The organism is Spirosoma endophyticum, assembly GCF_900112365.1.
GTDB lineage: Bacteria > Bacteroidota > Bacteroidia > Cytophagales > Spirosomataceae > Spirosoma > Spirosoma endophyticum.
In genome coordinates, this window is sequence record NZ_FOLQ01000013.1 from 85,800 (window position 1) to 109,234 (window position 23,435).

Below are 23,435 nucleotides of genomic sequence, written 5' to 3' on the forward strand. Positions count from 1 at the left end.
TTTACTTTCGACGCTATCAGGCTACGTTCGACAACTCCTGCCACGAAATCAGGCCAATAGCCAAAATCGCCAGGCCTAACCCGATCTTATTGGCCGTCGAGAGTTTTTCCCGAAAGAATAAAGCCGCCAGCAAAGCGGCCACCAGAATTACGCCAATGTTGTAGAGCGGATAAACAAAGGCCCCATTGCTGCCAAAGGCCGACAGGGCCAGCAGCAGCGTATAAAAACTCAGAAAATTTGGTACGCCTAGGGTTATGGCTCCAATCAGGCTTCCCGGCTGAAACGTCTCCTTGCCCTGAATCAACCGTAGACCGAGCATCAACAATCCGGCTATAATGGCCCCCAACACCATTGTCAGCGTTACCTGAATCGTTTTGTCCGCCGATGGAATGTAATTCAGATTCATGTAATTGATCATGGTATTTGTAGCTCCATAAAACAAAAACACGCCCACTGGCAATAATACGTTGACGCCTGATCGACTGGCTCGAACCGCCGACGAATCGACCGAAGACTCTTTTTTGTACGTTGTCAGACCCACGGCTACCAACGCCAGCCCTAAACCCGTATAGTTCAGCCAATCGAACGTTTTGCCGCCCGTGCGAAAGACGAACAGGCTGAAACAGACCGGAATGACGAGCGAAAGATTGTTTGCCAGAGACGTAGCGGTTATGCCCATACGTTGCGTCGACGCACCCGACAGCAGAAAGGTGAGAATGAAACCCACACCTAGCCCCAGCGCCAGCCACGTCCAGGTCTGGGTGAGGTCTATTGTAAACGATTGACCAGCGGGCATCAGCAACAGCCCTGTCAGAAAACAGACCGGATAATTGAATACAATCGCCTGAAACGTATTGACATCGTAACGCGGAAACACCCGAAAATTCAGCAGGAGAAGCACCGAAAGCACTATACTAAGGCCTAGAAAAAGCATGAACGTAGCGTAGTAATTTCGGGCTAAGTTACACCAGGCGTTATAGATGGCAAACAAGCTAACCGCCGAGCCAGTTTTGTTTGATGAAGTTAGCCACAAACCAATGACGATCATGGAGAAATCTATCTCAACCAAAATGGGCATTAAACCCGGATGGCGTACTTTTCTCATTAATGCCCCTGAAAAGGCTCAGGATGCAATCGGGCTACCCAACCTCGATATACAGTCAACGCTTGATGGTGACTTTGATTACATTCATCTCTTTGTAACGACTCAACAGGAGATGCATACCTATTTTGCCCATCTAAAAAGCCATCTAAAAAAAACGGGTATGCTTTGGATGTCCTGGCCAAAGGCGGGGAAATTGGAGACCGACCTGACATTAACCAAAGTTATCGAGATAGGCTATAATTACGGCCTTGTGGAAAGTAAGTCTTTGAGCATTGACGCTACCTGGTCAGGGTTGAAGTTCACGCACCCCAAAGAGGGAAAGACCTACAATAACAGTTATGGGAATCTCAAGTTATAGACTCTGTGGGCAACTTGAGAAACTCCCGGGCGCCACCTTACACGTACAACAGAAGATACACTTATTTAAGCTCCTCCAACGCCATACTGATGAGTGTTTGCCTCCACTGTATTGAGTTGTTCAATCTATGATTTGAATCTTGCAAACGTTGGATTGATGTTTGCAAACACATGTCCTGCTTTCTTCCCCAACTTTGTTCCATCAATTTCTAATGAAGACGTAATGAATATCAACAACAATAAAATTCTGATTACAGGTGGAGCATCGGGAATTGGTTTGGGGCTTACCGAACGATTCGTCAAAGAAAACAACACCGTACTTATTTGCGGACGGCGGGAAGACGCGCTGAAAGAAGTATCTGACAAATTTCCTTCCGTAATCACACGGGTATGTGATTTATCTCTTCCTGAAGAACGAGAAGCACTTTATCAGTGGATTTCGGATGAACACAGCGACTTGAATGTGCTGGTCAATAATGCGGGGATTCAACAGTGGATATCGGTTTCAGATGATGACTTTTTCCAGCGGGCCAAAAATGAACTTACTGTAAACATTGAGGCACCGCTTCATCTGACCAATCTGTTCATCAACTTACCATCGCTCACCACAATCATTAACGTAACGTCGGGGTTGTCATTTGTGCCGCTCACGAAAGTGCCGGTCTATTCCGCAACCAAGGCTTTCTTCCACTCTTTCACGCTGTCGTTGCGAGCCTTGCTAGCCCCCAAAGACATAGAAGTTATCGAGATGATTCCGCCCGCCCTCAATACAGACCTGGGTGGCAAGGGCTTACACGATCATGCGCCACCGGTAAGCGATTTTATCGATGCGATTTTTGACCAACTAGCCCAGGACAAAACCGAATTAACGTTCGGCTTCAGCGATGCTATGGCCAAAGCAACGCCCGATGAGTTACGGAATACATTCAACAGAATGAACGCCATAGCGTAAGATCCAGTATTGAATGTAGAAACTGGTAAAGCTCTGCCAGGGGCGAACTGTCATTAATAAAATAGGTTCACATTAGACGTTCAAAGCGCCGTAGGTGCGACCTAAATGATAAAGACAGGTCGCACCTACGGCGCTTTACATACAAACTTATTTTGCTAGTAACAGGCCGCCCTAAACGGGGCTTATTTAATTCAGATGGCTCTCAAACCATTATTCGGTCAGCAATGTACGATTCTCGGCCAGTAACCGCATGCGATAGGCGTTCATAGCCGTTCGACCGAGTTGGTTGACGAGCCGGTAGTTGACCACAATGCCCACAGCCGCCCCAATGCCCGGAATCAACTGCGCCATTTTAGCCAGATCAATATAATCCCGGTACTCCTGCTGAAAGGTCAGCCAGTCGAACTGGTTGATGTCAGTTGGAAGCTGGCGGCTATGTTCGGGCCAATTGGCGATGTATTGATACACCACCTGGCGACTCTCCTGGCTCGAGAAGGCCAGTTGGAATACGTACAAAATATACACTCGTTCGCGATAATCGCTGACCGGGTAACCGTACAGGCTGGCAATCTCGAACAGCATCTTCATTTTCAAACTGAGCAGGATCGGGAAATCAGCCAGACTCATCAGAAACCCACCCGCGCCCGTTACGCCCCCTTCGGCTGCGCTGGTTTTTTTGTAGAATTCAATACGTTTCGCTACGGCCGCATCGCGTTGTGTCAGGGTTAACCCTTCGGCCGGTGGACGCGATAAAAACTCCGCACCAAACAAAACCGCCCGAGTCATTTGCTTAATAGCAGCCGTAATGACATCGTGTACTTTCCTGGGAATGATGCGGTTAATTCGGCGCTGAATGCCCGTTGAGAGTCGCCCAAAGGCTGATGGTGGCTTTTGCATAGCTAGTTGCCAGCGGGTTAGTTCTGTACGAACAGCGATTTCATAAGGAGTCATATCAGAGAATTTGGCAAAAAAGTGGTACCTTCATCGAATGAAAAAGTCGGTTAGGCTGTTCTTAGATAGCATCCTTACAAACTCCCAACAACGCCGATTGCCAAGTATGAAACGACGCCGATTACTAGGTATGAAGAATGTTCTTCTGCTTCTGGTTGCTCTCATCTTCGTTTACTTTGCCAGCACCGGATACAAAACCAGCCGTAACGTAGTAGTCGTTGCCAAGCCAGTAGTAGCCCCTAAGAAAGTGGTCTCTATCGCTCATCTTGATGTGTATGATCAACTACAGCTCAGCCAAACTGGTTTACAGAGGTCTGTATTTGAGTTTGCATTACGTGGCTGGCAAAAGATAAGTCCGAACAAATCGACCCTGACGATTGTAGATCTCAGCCAGCCTTCCACACACAAACGTATGTATGTGGTCGATCTGATCAAGAAAAAATTACTTTTCAATACCTACGTTGCTCACGGGCAAAACTCGGGCGATCTGGTTCCCCGTCAGTTTTCCAATAAGCAATCGTCGTTTCAGAGTAGCCTCGGTTTTTATCAGACCCTCAATACCTATATGGGTAAGCACGGCCTGTCACTCCAACTGAAAGGACTCGAAAAAGGCTTCAATGACAACGTCTTCAACCGGAATATCGTTCTGCACGGTGCCGACTACGTTTGTGAGGATTTCATTCGTAAAACGGGTCGTTTAGGACGTAGTCAGGGGTGCCCGGCGGTACCGTACGCCGATTCAAAAGGCATTATTCAGGCAGTTAAAGGGGGCTCCTGTCTGTTCATTTATTCGCCCAATAACGACTACCTGAAGCAGTCTGCCTATTTATCGTCCAGCGAGTACACGTCTTTATAAAATCGGAGTTTTCCGGCCGCATCTACATCGGCGATGTTGTAAGTGATAAACACCGGAAATCGTTTTGGAATCGGCAGTGTCTTGGGTTTCTGATCCAGCAGGCACTCATCCAAAAATTTGTCATCGAAAGTTTCGGCCCCCAATACCAGGTTAGCCAGCTCGACGGGTTTCTGCACCCGAACACAGCCATGACTCCGCCAGCGCTCTTTGGTGTTTTTAAATAGATCACGGCTGTTGGTGTCGTGCAGGTAAATGGCCAGCGGATTCGCCAGATTAAACTTTAGCAACCCCAGCGAATTCTCGCAACCGGCTCCCTGCCGAACACGAAACGGAAAATTGGTCACCGAAATGCTTTTCCAATCAACTGACTTGGGGTTGATTTCGTGGTTTTTATCGTCAAGTAGCTGGAGATTCTGATAGTTGATATAGGTGCTGCTACGTTTCATTCGAGGCAACATTTCCTCCAGCGCGATATTGCGTGGTACGTTCCAATACGGATAGGTCACAATGCTCTGGATATAGGTCGTCATGCAGGGTGTCTGCCGGTCGGGTTTACCCGCAATAACCTGCATTGGCAGTAAACGCTCCCCCGTCCGGTCGAATACGTTCAGTTCGCCTGCGGGAAGGTTAACCACTACAAACCGATCTGGGTTGAAGCGATTTACATATCGGTAAAAGTTAAGCGTTTGCCGGATCAGACGCAACGAATCGGCAATGGCCGGATTGCTGGCAACTTTACTCTTGAGCCGATCGTAATGACCAACCAACTGATTATAAGGGGCAAATTCTGCAAGTCCTGCCAGCACCTTTGGCTCAACGGCCGTTTCAATATTCCTTGCCCAGGCCGAGTCCACTCTTTCTTTCAGGCCATTATATTCCAGTCCTGATGGTTTTTTTCCATAGCGTATTTCCAGCAGCAGTTGCGTCAGTTTGGCATCGGTTATAGGCTTCTTAGCTGTTGACACGACGGTATAACGGGTTGTATCAATGCCAATGGAATCAGCATAGAGGCATACCTGATGCAAGGTCCGTATTGCTTTTTCAGCCGCAAGTCGCGTGGCTTTTTCTTCGGCCTCTTTCGCTTTTTTCTTAGCCAGTTGAGCTGCTTTTTCAATCTTTGCCTGATTACTCCTTCGTTCGTTATCTTCCTTCTGTATAACGAAATACCGGCCAACAAAGAATAGAATAACCAACCCCGCTACCACCGCAATACCAATTCCAATTCTTCGCTTATTCATGTGCAATCGTTACGTAGTTTGTTCACCACTGCGGTTATACTACTTCTTACTTAACGTTTAGAACCTTAGTTAGGTGGCAAAAATCTCTCTATTAATCAGAAGGGCAACCCTCCATGAGCTGCCCTTCTGATTGCTTACCTGTAAGCCGACTTATCAATAGTTGGACTCAGATGCGTTGCAGGCACCATTCAGCCATAAATCGTCGAGGTATATTTGGGTACCTGGCCGTCAATTTCTGAACAGATCGGCTAATGACGTCATTGGTTTGGCCAGGCTGATGTCCTCTACCATAACCTTTCTGATTTTCAATTAAATTTTCACTATCTCTAACCCTCGGTTAACCGTATTGTTCAAAAAATCAGACGGAGAAACTAGCTATATTAACTCATTAAGAACTATCCTAAACGGGGGAAATCCTAATAAATGGCTTACACCCTAAAAAGTCAACGTATTGGCTTTCATTTGATTAAATAGCCACACACATTAAAAATCCTCCAGCTCTTTCTTCCTTTATTTCCTTTCCGATAGATTTATTGGGGAGAAAGCACCTTAGCGGCTAACTAATGAAATCACTACGTATACATTATCTTCTAGGCCTTCATTTATTGTTCTCTTTAACGGCCTGCACTACGTTCAGAAGCCAACCTATTGCCAGGATAACCGATATATATTGCGAACCAGCTATTCGCTATGAGTACGATTCTACGTTCCTTCCTAAGCCAGACATTGAGAAAATACTGCTTGCCGATACGAGTTTAACCCGACGCTACTCAACCCACGATTTGCTGCTGGCCAATGCTACCGGCATTTTACCATTGTTGCAAAAATTGATTGGCCTGGAGAAAAGCAGTCAGCCGGAAGTTCAGTTGGAAAGCGTTCGTATACATCAGCAAATTCTAAACCGACTTCTGCTTGCGTCAACGCAAATAGCCGGTTTGGCGGCTGAACTGGATTGCGAGGGGGAACGGGCCGACCAGGTTGCTACGTATCTGAACCAGCGAGATACGAAACGAATCCGTCGGTTGACGATTCTGTCTGTTGTTATTGGAGCCATTACGACCGTCGCCACCGCCTTAATTCAGTCTGATGACGCCAGTAAGGTGATTGGTATTGGGGGCGGGGTAGTTAGCGCGGGTTTTGGCGGTCTGGCGGCTTTGTCATCCAACCGGGTGGTTCAGTTTGCTCATCAGCGCAATCTGCTCACCGACATCTGGAATCAGTCTACCCAGTCGTCGATCTATCCACCGATGGTCTGGTATGTATTGAATGAGAAGCAGTTTAGTAACAGCAGTCAACAGTCCATTAGCCACAATATTCGGCAACGCTGGCAGGATTATGTAGTAAACGGAGCGTCATCGGAGCAGCTACAAATGCTTTTTGGGCCAGGGGGCAACTATCAGGCCGACGATTTGCATAGTCGGGCCAACATGCTCAATCAACTCCAGTCGTCGGTACGTTCCATCAATCAGGATTTGCAGAGTCTGGTGCTAACGCTCTCCAGATAAACCTAGTGAATGACTGCCAACTGTCCGCGATAAGTAGTGGTCAATGGGCCGGTTCCCGTGCGAATCTGATACGTGTACATGCCTGTTTCTACAGGTACTTTTTTGTATGTACCATCCCAGGGTTGGGCGTATCCCTGCGAGAAGAAAATCAGCTCACCCCAACGACTAAAAATCGATACTTCGCATTGTGGAAATGCACTAATGTTCGGTATGATCCAGACGTCGTTTCGGCCATCGGCATTCGGTGAAAAAGCCGACGGGATAAAGAGTGGCGTCACCACGACTACCAAAACGGGCAGCGTTGCAAAACAGCCGGGCGCACTCGTCGCGGTTACCTGATAAGGTGTTGTTACAGCGGGGCCGGCCTTCGGGCTGGCGACATCGGACCGGTTAAGTGATGTCGGCGGTGTCCATTGATACGTATTGACCGGCATATCGGTTTGTGTTATCAACTGAACGCTATCCCCCACAATCGTCTGATACGTGGCTTGCCCAGTTAATGTAGGGGCCGCCGTTACGACCGCCCAGCGAGTTTGTGTAGACTTACAGCCATTGTCGCCGATGACCGTGTAGGTTATTTTGTGCCGACCCACACCGGCTGTTGCGGGATTGAATTGGCTGCCCTGTACACCCAGCCCCGCAAAGGTTCCGCCGGAGGGTTGCCCCTGTAACGTAACAACTGCCGGATTGGTAATGCAAATGGGTGCGATGGAATCTAACGATACCGACGGGCGGGCATACTGAGTGAGTGTTACTTGATTTGAATTAGCCTTGCAGCCAGATGACGATGTCACATGAACCAGATACGTACCCGCCTGGCGGGCGACAATATGACTTGCCGTATCAGCCAGTTTTGCGCCGTTTGTTTCCCAGACATACTTATTGCCATTGCCAGGATTTGTAACACTTAGCTGCACGGAATCATCCGCACAAAATGCCAATGCAGACGCTTTGATCTCTGCCGTCAGCGTCCCCAGAGTGACTTTGACGGCCTGGGAAGTCGTGTCACTGGCACATACGTTAGCCAGACTTTTAACAACCGTATAAACACCTGACGACTTAATATTGAGTGTATCAGAGGTAGATCCACGTATGTTGGCCCCATCTTTTTGCCATTGATACGCCCATTTCGAGTCTCTCTCAACCGAAAGAACAACCGATTGATTATCACACCACAAAAGCTCAACAGCGGGTTTCCCGTTAACCAGCACAACAGCTGGTGGTGGCGCATTTTTGGAGCAATCAACCACCGGCAATTGAAAATCACGACGTACTACCCCGATTCGTATACCTTTGCGAAACTCTTCACATTGTACGGTAAACAGATATAACCCTTCCTGAGTCGCACGAACGCTCAACTGACCAGTACTCGAATTGATGCTCAGGGTCGGATTTCCGGGAATGATATTGGTTAGACTGTAGCCTGCCGCCCACATAATTGGTGGGTAACTACTCCGGGGAGAATCGTCAGTGCTGGTTTGGTCATTGCGGGTGGTATATCCGTTTAAGGGGGTTACCAGCGAGTAACGAAGTTGGTCACCGTCGGCGTCAACAGCATCGACATTAAACGTAAAGGGCTTATTGACACAAATGTAGCTGCCATTTGGCAAACGAAAATCGGGAGCTGAATTAATAAAGTTCGTTCCGTTTTTCTGCATTGGCGGAAACTCAAGGTAAAAGACCATGGCTGCACCGGCCGTCGTACTTGTGTTTACATTAGTGAGGGCATCGTTTCGACAACACCGTTCCCAAACGATGTAATAACCACCAGGATCAGTATACTTTTGGGGATCAAACTGATGCGTAATGTAATAGCGAGCCTGTGTAAAACTCAACTGCCGAAGCGTAGCACAAGCGGCATTGTCGAAGGTGAGTGGCAACATTTCCTGAAACGGAATCTCAACACGCTCAACCAGTATTGGATTATCTTTGCGATAAATCAGCACTTTTACCGATAGATCACGATTAACGCTACCGAGTCTTGTTTCGTCCCAGTACTGATTCAATTGTAGTTTAAACAGGCCGGGCGTAGCACCAACGGCCTGCATACTCATGTCGCCACCGATGATGTGCGTTGCCCGAACACCCAACGACAGTAAGAAGGCAACTACAACTAGTAACCCCGCCCCTACCCGGCGCAGTAACTTTCTACTAACCACTTGCATACCGCTACCATCAGATTACCTCATTCAACTTGCAAGCCTTATGGAAATAGTACGGAATATACTCAGGATTAGGTAGTGTTCGCATATACTACCCAATTCTATCTATTTTTTCAGCAACTAGGAAAGACGGTCGTGGTCATTTTATACTGTGAAGGCATCATTTTGAAAAGACTCCTCTAGCAATCAAATAGGGGATCAAAAGCCATAAAAGACCTTTAACCAAAAAGAAAAGGAAGCCCAGCCAACCGACGCGTTTAAGCCAATATTTGAACCGTTCATTCATAAAACAAAGATAACGAATTCCGGCTGTTACGCTTCAACGCTCCTGTTTACAGCGTATGCAGGCCGTACACTACGTAAGTGAAACGCTGCCACTGAAGTCCATTGGAAAGAAATTATATCAGTATAAAAGCAACTTTGTTGGTTTAGTGGTTGTAGTTAAAAGATTAACATTGTGCATTAGACGATTAATCATGAATATTACTAAAAACAAAGTAGCCGCCATCCATTATACCCTGCGGGACAGCAACGGTACTGTATTGGACTCCAGCCAGGGCCGCGACCCATTGTATTACCTGCATGGTGCCAATAACCTGATTCCTGGCATGGAAGAAGGACTAGAAGGCCGCACCAAAGGGGAGCATCTCCAGTTAGATGTTGCGCCCGAAAAAGGCTACGGCAAACGTGATCCGGCTCTCGTTGAAGAAGTGCCCCTTAAGGCATTCGGCGGACAGAATATCGAGGTCGGTATGCAATTTGAAGCCAATGATGGACAAGTTATCACCGTCACTAAAGTCGGGTCCGATAGCGTAACCGTTGACGCCAACCACCCTCTGGCAGATCAGAATCTGTATTTCGATGTAGAAGTACTCGACGTTCGCGACGCTACCGCCGACGAACTGGCCCACGGTCACGTCCACGGTCCTGGCGGCCATCATTAACCGGTTTATAGTATTTGGTTTACGGTTTGACGGACACGGTGGGCTAGTGCTTAACTATTGTTTACGTCAGCTTACCGTATACGTCAAACCGTAAACCATCCCTATCTTTGTGCTACAAAACCATGGCACAAATCGGTACAGACAGGCGGGCGGCAAAAAAATTTCTGGAAGCGGGTAACGTTGTAGGCATTCCAACAGAAACAGTCTATGGGCTGGCCGGGAATGCGCTAAACCCCGATGCTGTTCTGACAATTTTTAGGGTCAAAAATCGTCCCTCCTTCGACCCGCTCATTATCCATACAGACGCGCTGGAAAAAATTCACCAGTTCGTTACAAACATTCCAGAACAGGCTCAGTTACTGGCCGACCAATTCTGGCCTGGTCCCCTGACATTGCTTCTCCCCAAGCGCGATGTGATTCCTGATATCGTTACGTCGGGTCTCCCAATGGTAGCGATCCGCATTCCAAATCACCCGCTCACACTTGATTTGCTACGTTCGCTCGACTTTCCACTGGCGGCACCGAGTGCCAATCCATTTGGCTATATAAGCCCAACGACGGCGCAACACGTAGCAGATCAATTAGGCGATCAGGTTCCCTATATTCTGGATGGTGGCCCGGCTGGTGTCGGTATTGAATCCACGATTATTGGTTTTGAAAACAACGTAGCGACGGTATTTCGGTTGGGTGGCATAGCGTTAGACCAGATTGAACGGGTAATTGGCCCAGTGGTAGTGCATACCCATTCAACCTCAAATCCAAGTGCGCCGGGTATGTTAAGCAGTCACTACGCTCCCCGCAAACCACTTCGGTTACTGGCACCGGGCGAAAGTCCTCGACCTCACGAACGGGCTGGTGCGCTAGTTTTCCGTGAGCCCTTCGGCGGGCTCCATCCAGCGAATCAACGCGTTCTCTCCCCTACCGGCAACCTGAATGAAGCGGCTAAAAACCTCTTTGCTCACCTCCGTGCTCTGGATATGTTGCCTATTGATGTCATTTATGCCGAACCTTTGCCAAATGAGGGTTTAGGCTTTGCCATGAACGATCGGCTCCGACGAGCGAGTGTACAGTGAAGGAGCATTATTTCACAATAGAATTTGTCGTGCCGACGAAGGAAGCATGACAAAAAACACTTATCAACCTTTAACTTTTCATGAACCGCACCAGCCCAATCTCGATCAGCATAAATGCCAGGGCGGCCAGCAAGAAATATTTCCAAAGGCTTTTGCCTAAATTTTCCTGCTCTAAAACCTGCACGAAATCGCCATCCTGAATACTGTCGAAAACTTCCACATTAGGCTGGTTGGCAAAGGCTTTACGTAATTCATCGGCAGAGTAAAAGTCCATCGTCGATTCTTCATTACCATGATTAAAGGCTAATAGTCGCTGCGTTTTGCCTTGCCCGTCCTGGAGTTCATAATAACCGGCTTCTACTTCCTGACCAGCGGCCAGTTCATTACTTTTGGGCATTTCGAACAGGAGCTGATTGCCAACGATACGTTGCACCGGAATAATTTCCAGTTTATCATGCTTCAACTTATACACGGCTCGTTCCGAAGGATTGCTCACCGGGATCGACACCAGATTTTCGTCGAACGCATAGGCGGTACGTTGCGCCTGAACGCTTAAAGCGGCCATTTTATACATGACCGGCACAAAAAGCGCATGCTCAGCCAGATTACCATAAGCAGATTCCAGCGGACTAGCGAGTAAATAAACGTTACCCATCTGACCCGTTGACCCACCTACTTTCGACTGCGTCAACAACGGGCTACCATCACGAAGGCTCAACAAGCGCTCGCCCGCACTCCATCGCCAGACAGGTGCAGCCGTTGGCATATTTAACAATTCAGATTGGTAGCTCTGCTGGAAAACGTCGCGGAAGAATGGGTTCCGGCGGTCAGGCTCAGTCACAGGCAATGGTGAAGGTTCAGATGAGGCACTGGCTAAAGACTGCACATTTCCAATACCTAAAGCACTCAGAAAGGGCGCATACGAAATCATGTTTGGATTCTTGGGCGGGATAATCGCTAAACTTCCGCCCTGGCGCACGAACCGTTCGAGTTCAGTACGCAGCGTACCGGTTACTTCGGCTACTTCTTCCAACACCACTAAATCAGTCCCTTTCAATTGCCCGACGTCAAAATTCTGAACATTGAAACTCTGCCGGACGAAAAGGCTATCATTCGAATAAACAGCCTGCACGTAATCGCGGCTCCCGTTCTGTTGACCAACCAGGTGCAGCACCCGAACCGCCGGTGATGCTTCGATGACAAAGAAATATTGATTGTCGAACGTAATAGGATAATCTTCAAACACAATTCGGCCGCGGTGATATCCTTTAGATGTTACGTTAAAGTTGAGCGAAATCGTTGCCGATCCACCCGGCGGCAACGTAGCGGAAGCCGTCGATGTCTGGGTATCATCCAAATACAAACGTACCGGAAGGTTTTTAACATTCTCCTGCCCAGCGTTATTTAACCTGACATTCAGACTGTTATTCTGCATTTCGCGAATGAACGGCGTACTAAGCCAAACGGAATCAACATAGACGTTTTTGGTCGCCTGCGCATCCAGCGGAACAATAAATAATCGATCAGTTGTGTCAATCTTTAGTCGGGATAAGTCGCCAGCCGTGCTTTTTTGAAAATCCGAAAACCAGAACAACTGGTTGCGCCCACCGGGGTTTAGGCTCGCTAACAGATTACGTTGCCGACGATAAACCGTTTCGAGTGTTCGGGGCGTGTGGGCGAAACGTATCGACGTTACCCGATCCCTGATCGACTCGGTGGAACCAGCCTGTTGCTCCGCAGCCGAAAAATCGTTTGTCAGTAATTGCAGCGACGTAGCATTGCGAAACAGCGTTAATAACTCATCTAATCGGCTGGTTGCAATATCTAAATAGCGTTTTGTATTTCGCTCGTTCTGCATACTGAACGAGTTATCGACATACAGACTTGTAACGCCCTGCCGCGAGACGCCCAACTTGTTTTTACTGGGAATGAAGGGTTGCGCAAATGCCAATACCAAACATACCAGAAACAAACAACGGCACGCTAGTATTAGCCAGTGCTTCAGCCGTCGAAACGATTTGGTTTCGGTCTGAACAGTACGTAGTAGCGCTACATTTGTAAAAAAAACGCGTCGTGTTCGCCGGAAATTGAACAGGTGAATCGCAATCGGAACCGACACGGCCAGCAGGCCAAACAAGAAGGAAGGATAGAGGAAATTCATTCAGGGTAGTTTCGGCAAACAGGCTTTCTTTACTAACGACCCGGCATAGGTCTTTCGTTTCCCAGATGCCCAAGTTAATCAGGGATTATGATTTCCAGAAGTGCCAACTGAAATAGATATGCATTCTGGCACATAAATTACTCACAACGGGTTAGGCTCATAGACTGAATATAGAATGGCAATGATCATAAATGGTCTTTTTGGCGCCAGATAAACCCGTCTAGTACATAATGTGTCATTTGTGGAAGGGCGAGTAAGGGGACCAAAAGAGCCAGTATCTGATCGTTGGTTACGACGGGCAACGCCTGAAACCAGCCAAATACGGCAGTGTGTTCGCGCCAGACGAAACCGTCCCACAAACCTTCTTCAAGATAGGCAATAACAACAAGGAATCCGAGGAAGACAAACCAGTTATTGGTAGTTAGTCTAGCCAATAGACCGGTCGTAAAGCTTTTCGTTTTAGACGTTTGCCTGTCGCTGGACCAAATTAGTGCCATGTATGGAATGCCATGCGACAGGACATTGAGCATGGTAAATGCCATATCGCCGTTGAACTGAACAATGCCGAAATACCAGGAAACAGCGGTGCCCAGTACAAGCAAATTACGCGGCCAATTAAACTCACGGAAGCGCTTGTAAAGCCATATTTCTTTAAGCACGTAGACGACCAGCAACAACTCGTAAACGATTGTAGCCATCAACTTTAGCCCCGCTACGTCAGTCTGAAGAAAATCGCTATCAACAAACCAGTTGAAATGCCGGTCAGGGGTTAAATGCCACCAAATGATGGGATAGACCGTGGCAGCATAGATTACTATTGTATCGATATGGGCGGCAAACACAGGTACTTTTTCTCTTCGACTGTAAATGCGCAGAAAGCCATACTGCTGTCTAACAAAATGAAAAACAGCGAGATACGCTAAGCACCGCCAGAACCAAAGTCCATTAATACTATGCAGTAACACACCTGCCAGATAACAACCCAGCGGTACGATCAGGAACAGCATTCGCTGACGCTGGAAACGTGTTTTATTAAAATAGGTACGGAATAGAGTGCTGTAGACGTGCGCTACATCAACGAATACAACCAGGGCCACCCATCCGATAACCGGCATGGCATCGGTTGTTTTAAACCGATCGGGCAAGATCATGACAATTAGTAAGGCGATGAACGGCGGGGCCAGCACGTAGAGGCCATCGAACAAAGGGCTTTTTATCCAGGGCTGTTTCATAGTGCTTTCATTGCCTCCTTAGCCGCCCGAATCCCCTGATAAAACGCTTCTTCGAAAATGGAAATACCGCTTAAATCTGAGTGCGCGAAAAAAATACTGTCGGCTATGGGCTGGATGGCCTGCTGACGTTCCTGCCCCCAAATGAAGCCGGGCGACGGCGAAATCATACCGTGCCCCCATACCCAGATATCCACCTGCGACACGAAGGCTGTAATACCCGAATGGGCAACCTCCAGTTCATCCAGAATCTGCGTAAGCCATTGCTCATACGTAGTGGTATACGCCCTTCTTCGCGCTACGTCTGGCTCTTCGTCGGTCAAAGGTTTGTAATATGTGATAACCTTGTTTGGGTTGTCGCGCAGGTCCTGATGATTGGCTGAAATATAGCCTACCGAGGCTGTGTCATACATAACGTTATCCCAGCAAAGCGGTAGTCCACGGCCTTGAGGTAGCCCGGAGATCGTCAAGTTAGCAACTACCCAGGGCGCATAGTGGAACCCGGTACAGGTGCTACGTTCCGGCATCAGATGCTGTACCAGATGTTTTGTAATGAACTGAGGGGTAGCCACAATAACCTTGCGAGCCTCCATGACAACAGTACGGTTAGTGGCTACGTCACAGGCCTGCACGGTCACACCAGTGGCACTACGTTGCAAACCGTAACCCAGTAAATTTTGGCGAATAGGTGAGTCGGCTTGTGCGCGAAGTTGATCGGCCAGAAAACCGTTCCCCTGCGGCCAGGTCAGCACCGAAGATGCATTGGCATTTGCGGCCTGGCCTTTGCGTGAAGCAAAGTAGTGAATACCCGCCCAGGCGGAAGTGGTTTCGAGCGTGGAGCCGTAATCGTCGCGGCAACTGTAGGTCAGGTACCACTGTAGGAAAGGGGAAGTAAATCCTTTTTCTGTCAGGTAACTGGCGAACGAGATCGTATCTAACTGACGGAATTTTTCGTCGCGGGAGGAGCGCTCGAGCGGAATCGTAAATGCGTCGAGGCCATCAGCACCTTTGGCCTGTTTGTATTCATCGACTAACTGAAAAAACTGCTTAATCTGCTGTTTATCGCTAGTTGGAACGCCCATTTCTGGTACCAATCCCTCTTGCCAGAAGCCGTTGATGAATAACCGTTCTTCGGGATCGTGGCAGAGAAAATAGTCACTGTAGATAGGTAAGTTCTTCGTATCGAATCCTGTAATGGCACCAACCTCCTCCAAAAAGCGAACCAATTCCTTGTTTCGTAGATCAGGAATTGGGAGGTAATGAGCGCCAAATGGGTAAGCGGAAATGGCATTTTTTCCATAGGCTGCATTCCCACCCGTTTTGGCATCCATTTCCAGCAACAGCACATCCCGAATGCCTTTCTGATTCAACCACCGCCGAGCCGACAATCCCGAAACACCCCCGCCAATAATCAATACATCGGTAGTTAATCGTTCCGAAATCGGCAACTTATACAAGGCCGGAATATTCCGCAATTTGTGCCCAGCCTGATGATTCGCCCCCACCATCCCACCTTGAATATGACTTGTTGAGCGTGAGGAGCAGGACAACGTAGCAGCGCCCGTTAGCAAAACTGCGGCACCTGCACTGGCTTGCACCAGAAACTCACGTCGGCTAATTAGGTCAGGATTATTGTCCATATGGCGCCCATTCTTCTTCAAATGACTGAACCAGAGCCTGATTATTCAGTTTATTGATTGCGGTTGGTACTTCCGCCATATCGGGTGAAAAGTACAGCATATCACGAATCGTTTGTGTGTTTACGTAACGCAAACCCGTCGGCAACGGGCCATCAACCCGCCAATGATGATTCCGTAAGGCCAATACGTAGCCCCATTCGCCAAACGACGGTACGTAGGCATGATACGGAATGGTCTGAAAACCAACAGTCGCCAGCGTGTTCCGAATACACCAGAATGACTTCCGTGCTACGTAGGGTGAGGTCGATTGCACAACAAAGACGCCGTCTGGAGCCAGTCGCTTTTCCAGTTCCGTATAGAACGTAGTACTGTACAGTTTACCAATCGAATAGTTCGAGGGATCGGGGAAGTCAACAATCACTACGTCATAGCGAGCCGTGTCCTGCCGTATCCATGAAAAGGCATCATTATTTGTGATCTGCACTTTAGGCGATAATAATGATCGCTTATTCAATGACACTAACGTCTCGTTCTGCTGAAACAAGGATGTCATTCCTGGGTCTAAATCGACCAAACGAATGTGCTGAATCGCCGGGTATTTCAGAAGTTCCCGCACCGCCATACCATCACCCCCACCCAACACCAATACGCGTTTGGCATTTGGGCGAGCCTGCATAACGGGATGAACGAGCGCTTCGTGGTAGCGGTATTCATCCGCCGAGCTAAATTGCAGATTCCCATTCAGGTATAAACGTAGTTCGCGGTTGTTGCGGGTCAACACAATACGTTGGTAAGGCGTGCTCTTACTGTAAATAACCCTGTCCTGAAACGTAACGCCTTCCGCGTAGGTCATGATCCGCTCGGCGTATACAAAACCCACGGTTAGCATCGTCACCGACGCCAATAAGACAGCTGTAAATCCAGCCCGAAAAGACCGTGTCTCGCTGAAACGATACAGCAAAAAACCAGCAACTCCAATGTTCAATAAACCAAAAAACAGGGAGGTACGTATAAGCCCCAGTTGCGGGATCAGGATCATTGGAAAGATCAGAGATGCCAGCAAAGCACCAATGTAGTCGAATGTAAATACCCGCGATACGAGATCTTTGAATGACAATTGATTCTCCAGAATGCGCATCAGCAGCGGGATCTCCAGGCCAACTAGAATACCCGTTAGTCCTACTAATGTATATAGGATAAATCGAAACGATGCTACGTATTCAAACAGTACAAAAAGCAAAGGAGCACTGAAACCGCCGACCAGACCAACGAGAATTTCTATGCGAATGAACCATTTGAGCAGATTTCCGTCGAGGTATTTGGATAACCATGACCCTATGCCCATCGAGAACAGATATACCCCAATAATGGTCGAAAACTGCATAACGGAGTCGCCCAGCAGGTAACTGGCCAACGTACCGGCAACAAGTTCATAGATCAGCCCGCAGGTCGCAATGACAAACACAGACACTAACAGGAGCCAGTGCAGTGATGTTAAGCCCGGCGGAGCAATGAACTGCTCCTTTTCACTAACCATGAATGGCTGAACTGATAATAATGGACACGGCAATCATGAAGGCAGCCGCGAGGATGGCCAACGCTACGTTCTGATCATCAACAATTTTCTTCCAGAGATTCTCAGGCGCGATTTTTTCGATTACAACGAAGCAGATTACCAAAATGGCAATACCCAGCAATGAGTAAACAACGGAGGCCGTAATGTATTTATATTCCATATGGGATTTAGGTTATTTATGGTAAAATCGGGAACCGTGACCACCCGAATGGCCTGAGTTTCCGTAATAACTATTCTGGTTTTCAACGCTTTCATTATCATCGCCCATCAGACGCATTCCGGTGAGACCAGCCCACATAAACACACCCAGTGCAACAAGAGCAGCGACGACGTAGTATTTTATTTTAGAGAGTTCTTTCAGCATAGCCGTAAATTATTCTTCCTTATCCGCAAAATCACTATTACTCCAACGTCGAGTCTCGAATGATTGCCTACTCCAGAAGAGATAAGCGGGAAAAATGGCGAGTAGTACCAAGATACCAACAAGGTTGGACGTTAGTGTCGTATTCTGCTCGACGATCACCCTGAACGGTATTAGTCTAACTCCTTCTATAGCCGGGTAAATATTCAGATGATAACGACCTGATGGAATACGCGATAGCACAGCATTATCGGTTGAACTACCCTCAGACCAACTCTCTCCGCTTTCCACTCCGTGGTAGTATTCTAACGTCTTTGTAAATTCATAAACTCTACCCGACTGTTCATTAACTAGTGTAATGGGCAACTCAATCCAGGCGTTCGCAAGCGTAGCCGACAGATCAAAGTTTAGGGCTGCCGAACCAGCTACGTCGAATGAAGAAGTGATGACTGGCTTTACAGCCCCAGCCGAATCGACTTCGGTGCGAAACGATTCGTTGAGTAACTGCTTCGACGGTTTAACAATATTAAGAATAACCTGAGCGACGATAACTGCGACTAACATCATACCTGTAAAAGCGAATGCAGCACCCCAACGGTCTTCAGGATCAGCCGGTTCAATGGCGCCTACCCCATAGGAAGCAGGCAAACTCTGTTTGTCAATTGCAAACGCTTTTGCCAGATCTACCTGACTTATATAGTGTGCTTCATACCAGTCAGATCGTTTATCATCTTCTTCGCTTATCAGCATGTAAGGCGGATTAATGTATTCCGAGACACTCAACGTCTTGTCGTCAAGAATATTCCAGTCAAATTCACCGGCGGCATTCAGTATGTCGGCTTTATATCGATTGAAGAGCTTGTATGACTTACCATCTGCATCAATATAATTCGACCCAGGACTAAATTGACGGTAGATGCGCTCCGTTGGCTCAATAACCATCCAGTGCCCCTGGTATTCGGCCAACTGGACGTAGCGACCATCCTGTTGCAAGAGCATGTGTTCGGTCCAGTTATAAGACGTACCAGCTTCCTGTTTATGTATGAACCCGACAACTCGCACAAACTGGTTATTTAAGTAGCCTTCTGTACCAATTGGGAAAACCAGGGAGGGATTGGTATTAGGGAAATCCGTTAGAATCTCAGGCGGCTCTCCGTTTTCGTATTTAAAAAATGTATAGCAGTTTGGACACACGTAGTACAAGCTACCCGATACGTCGTAATACGTAATCGTAGTTTGGCACTTGGGACAGGGAAGCGTGGCCGATGGTGACGTCTGGCCAAAGGTAGCCATATCAATCATCGGAACAGTTCCTGTTTAGTGAGTTCGGTAGCGGCAAAATGAGTCAGAACTTCGTCATAGAGTTGACGAGTCTTAGCTGTATTGTCGTGAAGGTAATTAGAGAGAAACACGTCGAACGTAGCCATTTCAAGCTCTGGCCATGTATGAATCGATACGTGTGATTCGGTCAGGCAAACCACTGCCGTAAAGCCTCCATTCGGAAAAACATGGTAGACTTCGCCAACTTTCGTTAACGCCAACATATCAATAAGCTCATCGAAGGCACGTCGACAGGCTGAGGCATCAGTAAGGCATTCTGCCGAAGCTGAAAACGTAGATAGCAGATGCAGACCCGGACGGTATGCTGTCATGGTTTAGGCTATAGAACGATAGTGAAATATAAGGCACAAAGTTATACGTAGCCGAATAAGTCGGTCAAAAAATAGAATATCGGTCTAAAGTCTGGATAATAGGTATAAAAAAGCCCTAACTGGTTGTCCAGTTAGGGCTTTTTGTTTTTTATCTTGGCGACTACAGCGTCCGTTTCACTTCTTTCAGTTCGAAGCTTTCGATCACGTCACCCACTTCGATGTCATTGAAGTTCTTGATACTCAAGCCACATTCGTAGCCGAATTTCACTTCACTAACATCTTCTTTGAAGCGTTTTAGTGCACTGATTTCACCGGTATGAACCACGATAAAGTCGCGGATGATACGGATTTTGTTGTTCCGCTTGATATTACCTTCCGTTACGTAGCAACCGGCTACTGTTCCGATCTTACTGATCTTGAACACCTCGCGTACTTCAATATTACCAACAATGACTTCTTCAACAGTCGGTGCCAACAGGCCCTCCATTGCATCTTTCACCTCATTGATAGCGTCGTAGATAATCGAGTAGAGACGAATTTCAATCTGCTCCTGTTCTGACAGTTTCCGGGCACTAGCCGATGGCCTTACCTGAAAGCCAACAATAACAGCATCCGAAGCCGAGGCCAGCAGCACATCAGATTCGGAAATCTGCCCAACTGCTTTATGGATGATATTTACCTGTACTTCTTCGGTAGACAATTGCAACAGCGAATCCGACAAGGCTTCAACCGAGCCATCCACGTCACCTTTCACAATGACATTCAACTCTTTGAATGAACCAATGGCCTTCCGGCGACCGATTTCTTCGAGCGTAATGTGCTTACGGGTACGTAGCGTTTGCTCACGCAGTAACTGCTCTCGTTTGTTCGCAATTTCACGTGCCTCTCGGTCCGTTTCCATTACATTGAACTTGTCACCCGCCTGTGGAGCACCCGGCAGCCCCAGAATCTGAACTGGTTGAGCCGGACCGGCTTCTTTAATACGTTCGCCCCGGTCATTTGTCATAGCACGGATACGACCGTAATGCGCACCGACAAGCATGATATCACCCTGGCGCAACGTACCGTTTTCTACCAGTACGGTCGACACATATCCCCGACCTTTATCGAGTGAGGCTTCAATAACCGTGCCTAACGCCCGACGCTCGGGGTTGGCTTTCAGTTCAAGTAGCTCTGCTTCTAATAAAACCTTTTCGAGGAGATCATCGACGCCCAAGCCCGATTTCGACGAAATTTCCTGCGCCTGATATTTACCACCCCACTCTTCAACGAGCATATTCATGGCAGCCAGTTCAGCCCGGATTTTTTCGGTATCTGCCCCTGGCTTATCCACTTTTGAGAAAGCAAAGACAATGGGTACGCCAGCAACCTGCGCGTGGTTAATAGCTTCGCGCGTTTGTGGCATAATACTATCGTCAGCGGCAATCACGATGATAACGACATCAGTCACTTTAGCACCCCGTGCCCGCATGGCCGTAAAAGCTTCGTGACCCGGCGTATCAAGGAACGTGATCATCCGATCGTCGGTCGTTTTAACACTGTAAGCACCAATATGCTGTGTTATTCCGCCCGCTTCACCAGCCGCAACTTTCGCCCGGCGGATGTAATCGAGTAACGAGGTTTTACCATGGTCAACGTGGCCCATGATGGTCACAATTGGTGCCCGCGGCTGTAGATCGTCCGGATCATCGGCTTCAATGTCAATACTAGCTTCTGTTTCATCTTCAGCTGATATGAACTGAACATCGTATCCAAATTCATCGGCAATAACCGTAATTGCTTCAGCATCTAAACGTTGGTTGATCGAGACGAACATACCCAGGTTCAAACAAACCGAGATAACTTCATTAATCGATACATCCATCATTGATGCCAGGTCGTTGGCGGAAACGAACTCGGTAACTTTCAGCGTTTTTGCTTCCAGTTCCTCCTGCTCATTCAAGGAACGACGGTCTTCTTCCCGCTGACTCCGGCGATCGCGTCGGCGGTCAGCCCCCCGGTTTGGCGAGTTACCCGCCATCCGTGCATTCGTTTGCTGAATTGACTTACGAACGTCGGCTTGTGTTGGTGCCTCACGACGACCTCCACCGCCCCGATTGGCATTGCTGCCACCACGGTTGGCATTGTTACCGCCAGCCCCGGCCGGACGATTCCCACCACCAGCACGATTGGCATTGTTACCGCCAGCGCCAGTCTGCCCACTACCACCACGATTGGCATTATTACCACTCTGGTTCGTACCAGTACCAGCGGTGCCCGTACGATTGGCTGGAGTAGCCGTACCACCTGCACGATTAGCTGGTGCTTGGCTATTACCTTGTCCTTGAACTGGTGGACGATTGCCATCCCGCTGGCCGCCCGCTTGATTACGGTCACCTTCGCGCGGAGGACGATCTCCCTGCACTCTATTAACTGGGCCGCGGTCGCCTTCGCGTGGAGGACGATCAGGGCGGTTATTATTGCCACCCTGGCCTTGTGGTTGATTACCGCCACCCTGATTCGGTTGAGCCGTGCTACCAAGAGCCCCTTCTCGCCCACCGCGAATCCGTTTGCGTTTTTTCTTATCAGCGTTGCTATTACCGCCACCACCCTGACGAGGGTTATTAACGGGCAACTCAATTTTACCAAGAATTTTCAATCCACCGAGCTGATGGCTACCAGCCGCCCGAATGGTTTCGGTTGGCTTAACGGGCTCATCTACCGATTCAGAAGCATCTGGTTTGACAGACTGAGGCTCTGGTTTCGTTCGGTTATCTTGACGAACACTCGAACGATTCTCCGGCTGCCGTTCTGGTCTCACCTGATTAACGGCAGGTGCTACTAGCTTGGGTGTTTCCGTTCGTACAGGGGGCTGTTCAGGCTCCACTTTAGCTACAGGAGGTTGAATTGGCTGTGATTGAACTACAGGCGCTTGCGGAACCTCTTTAGGTGGCTCTGGTAGTACGACTGGTGCCTTAGGCGTTTCAACCTTACTGATCGTTGGCTCCGGCTGAACCGGAGTCGATTTAGGGATTTCTGCTACAGGCGGAACATTTATTGGCTGTGGCGCGACAGGCGCAGGCGTATCCACAACTACCGGTTTAGGTGTATCTACAACAGGAGCCTGCACGCGGCTTTCTGGCTGCGTAGGTACAGCAGTTGGTTTTACGTCCTGTGGCACCGCAGGTTTTACTTGCGGCACAGGCGTCGAAGCGGGCTTTGCATTCAGATCAATTTTACCCACCACTTTTAGTCCTGGCAAACCGGTCTGGGCAGTTTGCGGAGTTAATTTCGACTCTACTGGAGCCGACTTGGGTAATTCAGCCGGAGCAGTCTCCGACTTGGGATCAACAATTGGACGTCTCGCGTCATCACGACGGTACAAAACGACATCCTCCTCCTGACGACGCGGTGGCTCGGCGGCTACAACCGGCGGTTCAGCCCGGCGAGTTCCGTTCAGGAGTTCCGTAGATTTATACTCCTTCGCTAACACCTCCAACTGTTCTGTGTTGATTTTGGTGTTAGGATTAATTTCGACCTTAAACCCTTTGGCAGACAGACTACTCGCAACAGAGGATAACCCTTTGTTGAGAATTTTTGCCACTTGGCTCAGGCGCATTGACTTTTCTTCTGCCATACTTTGGTCTATATTCCGCAAATTTAATAGTTGTTGGTATCTTATGAACACCACTTA

At 48.3% G+C, this 23,435-nt stretch carries 19 protein-coding genes; 6 read left to right on the forward strand and 13 right to left on the reverse strand.

The annotated features are described in order from the left end of the window. Positions 1-16: 16 nt before the first annotated feature. The gene (locus BM202_RS25230) at positions 17-934 is read right to left on the reverse strand and encodes a hypothetical protein (protein ID WP_093831531.1); all 918 of its coding nucleotides are present in this window, start codon (positions 932-934) and stop codon (positions 17-19) included. A 112-nt stretch (positions 935-1,046) separates the two neighbouring features. Between BM202_RS25230 and BM202_RS25235 the strand changes: the two genes are divergently transcribed. Both BM202_RS25235 and BM202_RS25240 read left to right on the forward strand, forming a co-directional pair. Next, entirely contained in the window at positions 1,047-1,463 is a 417-nt protein-coding gene (locus tag BM202_RS25235; RefSeq protein WP_093831533.1) for a DUF3052 family protein, read from the forward strand. 222 nt (positions 1,464-1,685) lie between these two features. Beyond that, positions 1,686-2,414 (forward strand): SDR family oxidoreductase, encoded by a 729-nt coding sequence (locus BM202_RS25240; RefSeq protein WP_093831390.1) that lies wholly within the window; start codon positions 1,686-1,688, stop codon positions 2,412-2,414. A gap of 210 nt (positions 2,415-2,624) precedes the next feature. Here the strand turns inward: BM202_RS25240 and BM202_RS25245 are convergent, their stop codons facing one another. Further along, a complete protein-coding gene (locus tag BM202_RS25245) occupies positions 2,625-3,365 on the reverse strand; it encodes an EcsC family protein (RefSeq protein WP_093831392.1) in 741 nt (246 codons plus the stop codon). 106 nt (positions 3,366-3,471) lie between these two features. Here BM202_RS25245 and BM202_RS25250 point away from each other — a divergent pair, with 106 nt between their 5' ends. Continuing rightward, the gene (locus BM202_RS25250; RefSeq protein WP_394333806.1) at positions 3,472-4,221 is read left to right on the forward strand and encodes a murein L,D-transpeptidase catalytic domain family protein; all 750 of its coding nucleotides are present in this window, start codon (positions 3,472-3,474) and stop codon (positions 4,219-4,221) included. Here BM202_RS25250 and BM202_RS25255 read toward each other — a convergent pair. After that, complete coding sequence (locus tag BM202_RS25255; RefSeq protein ID WP_093831394.1) at positions 4,188-5,459, reverse strand: L,D-transpeptidase family protein; 1,272 nt, start codon at positions 5,457-5,459, stop codon at positions 4,188-4,190. The two genes, BM202_RS25250 and BM202_RS25255, sit on opposite strands and share 34 nt — an antisense overlap. 563 nt (positions 5,460-6,022) lie before the next feature. On the opposite strand from BM202_RS25255, the gene BM202_RS25260 reads away from it, so the two are divergent. Continuing rightward, the gene (locus BM202_RS25260) at positions 6,023-6,964 is read left to right on the forward strand and encodes a hypothetical protein (RefSeq protein WP_245776778.1); all 942 of its coding nucleotides are present in this window, start codon (positions 6,023-6,025) and stop codon (positions 6,962-6,964) included. A gap of 2 nt (positions 6,965-6,966) precedes the next feature. On the opposite strand, the gene BM202_RS25265 is transcribed toward BM202_RS25260, so the two are convergent. After that, positions 6,967-9,129, reverse strand: coding sequence for a gliding motility-associated C-terminal domain-containing protein (locus BM202_RS25265; RefSeq protein WP_245776779.1), 2,163 nt, complete (start codon positions 9,127-9,129; stop codon positions 6,967-6,969). Positions 9,130-9,602: 473 nt separating this feature from the next. Here BM202_RS25265 and BM202_RS25270 point away from each other — a divergent pair, with 473 nt between their 5' ends. Then, positions 9,603-10,070, forward strand: a complete 468-nt coding sequence (locus BM202_RS25270; RefSeq protein WP_093831541.1) for an FKBP-type peptidyl-prolyl cis-trans isomerase — start codon at positions 9,603-9,605, stop codon at positions 10,068-10,070. Between the two features lie 122 nt (positions 10,071-10,192). Continuing rightward, positions 10,193-11,143, forward strand: a complete 951-nt coding sequence (locus BM202_RS25275) for an L-threonylcarbamoyladenylate synthase (RefSeq protein ID WP_093831396.1) — start codon at positions 10,193-10,195, stop codon at positions 11,141-11,143. 70 nt (positions 11,144-11,213) lie between these two features. Here BM202_RS25275 and BM202_RS25280 read toward each other — a convergent pair whose 3' ends face one another. The 9 genes from BM202_RS25280 to infB all read right to left on the reverse strand — a co-directional run bounded on the left by BM202_RS25280 (position 11,214) and on the right by infB (position 23,378). After that, the gene (locus BM202_RS25280; RefSeq protein ID WP_093831398.1) at positions 11,214-13,304 is read right to left on the reverse strand and encodes a BatA domain-containing protein; all 2,091 of its coding nucleotides are present in this window, start codon (positions 13,302-13,304) and stop codon (positions 11,214-11,216) included. 185 nt (positions 13,305-13,489) lie between these two features. Next, entirely contained in the window at positions 13,490-14,536 is a 1,047-nt protein-coding gene (locus BM202_RS25285; RefSeq protein WP_093831400.1) for a hypothetical protein, read from the reverse strand. Then, positions 14,533-16,173: an NAD(P)-binding protein gene (locus BM202_RS25290; RefSeq protein WP_093831402.1), complete on the reverse strand. Its 1,641-nt coding sequence runs from the start codon at positions 16,171-16,173 to the stop codon at positions 14,533-14,535. Before BM202_RS25290 ends, BM202_RS25285 begins: the two co-directional genes overlap by 4 nt. Continuing rightward, positions 16,163-17,710: a polyamine aminopropyltransferase gene (locus BM202_RS25295; RefSeq protein WP_093831404.1), complete on the reverse strand. Its 1,548-nt coding sequence runs from the start codon at positions 17,708-17,710 to the stop codon at positions 16,163-16,165. Before BM202_RS25295 ends, BM202_RS25290 begins: the two co-directional genes overlap by 11 nt. Then, positions 17,703-17,909, reverse strand: a complete 207-nt coding sequence (locus tag BM202_RS25300; protein WP_093831406.1) for a DUF350 domain-containing protein — start codon at positions 17,907-17,909, stop codon at positions 17,703-17,705. Before BM202_RS25300 ends, BM202_RS25295 begins: the two co-directional genes overlap by 8 nt. A gap of 12 nt (positions 17,910-17,921) precedes the next feature. Continuing rightward, complete coding sequence (locus BM202_RS25305; RefSeq protein ID WP_093831408.1) at positions 17,922-18,113, reverse strand: hypothetical protein; 192 nt, start codon at positions 18,111-18,113, stop codon at positions 17,922-17,924. Between the two features lie 9 nt (positions 18,114-18,122). Continuing rightward, positions 18,123-19,403, reverse strand: a complete 1,281-nt coding sequence (locus BM202_RS25310) for a DUF4178 domain-containing protein (protein ID WP_245776780.1) — start codon at positions 19,401-19,403, stop codon at positions 18,123-18,125. Between the two features lie 5 nt (positions 19,404-19,408). Next, positions 19,409-19,762 (reverse strand): S-adenosylmethionine decarboxylase family protein, encoded by a 354-nt coding sequence (locus BM202_RS25315; protein ID WP_093831412.1) that lies wholly within the window; start codon positions 19,760-19,762, stop codon positions 19,409-19,411. Between the two features lie 160 nt (positions 19,763-19,922). Continuing rightward, positions 19,923-23,378, reverse strand: coding sequence for a translation initiation factor IF-2 (gene infB / locus BM202_RS25320; protein ID WP_093831414.1), 3,456 nt, complete (start codon positions 23,376-23,378; stop codon positions 19,923-19,925). Positions 23,379-23,435: the final 57 nt, after the last annotated feature.